At 49.5% G+C, this 564-nt stretch carries 1 protein-coding gene; it reads right to left on the reverse strand.

The window, feature by feature from the left end:
• Window positions 1–529 (reverse strand): alpha/beta hydrolase fold domain-containing protein (locus ACNOHI_RS25345; RefSeq protein WP_420477492.1); only part of this gene is annotated, 529 nt, incomplete at its 3' end.
• Window positions 530–564: the final 35 nt, after the last annotated feature.

The following is a 564-nucleotide window of genomic DNA, read 5'->3' on the forward strand; positions in this document are numbered from 1 at the left end:
GCAGTATCACCGACTGCTGGTATGGAACAGTAAGGTCTGCTGTACCATGTACCATAAGTGTTGGAACATTGCTGATTTTGGCCGCAGGACTGGCTTCGGTAAATCGCGAATTCAGCGGCAGTGCTGTTATCGCCGCGCCTGCCATATATTCTATGGCTTGCTTAAGACTTGATAAAGCAGCCAGACCCAGGAACTCCGATGAAAAGCTGCCTGGCCCGGCCAGGGAAATCACCGCATTAATTTCTCCCGGCTTTTTATACCCATAAGCATACAAAAGTCCCATATGAGCTCCAGCACTTACACCCAACAGAACAACACCTTTATCACGAACCCGCCATTCGTCTGCATGATTACGGACAAAAGCGAGGGCAGCGGCAACGTCAGCCATCATTCCTTCATAGTCATTGCTAGCAGAGGCATAGCAATAGTTCATGTTAACGCTGGCAATTCCCTGTTGCTGCAGAGCAGCCTGAATAAACAGAACATCCTCCATGTTTCCGCTGATCCACGATCCTCCATGCAGGAGCACTACAAGCGGAGTACTTTCTGTACGGTAAGCAGGTA

The organism is Noviherbaspirillum sp. ST9 (assembly GCF_048799745.1).
GTDB lineage: Bacteria > Pseudomonadota > Gammaproteobacteria > Burkholderiales > Burkholderiaceae_D > Noviherbaspirillum.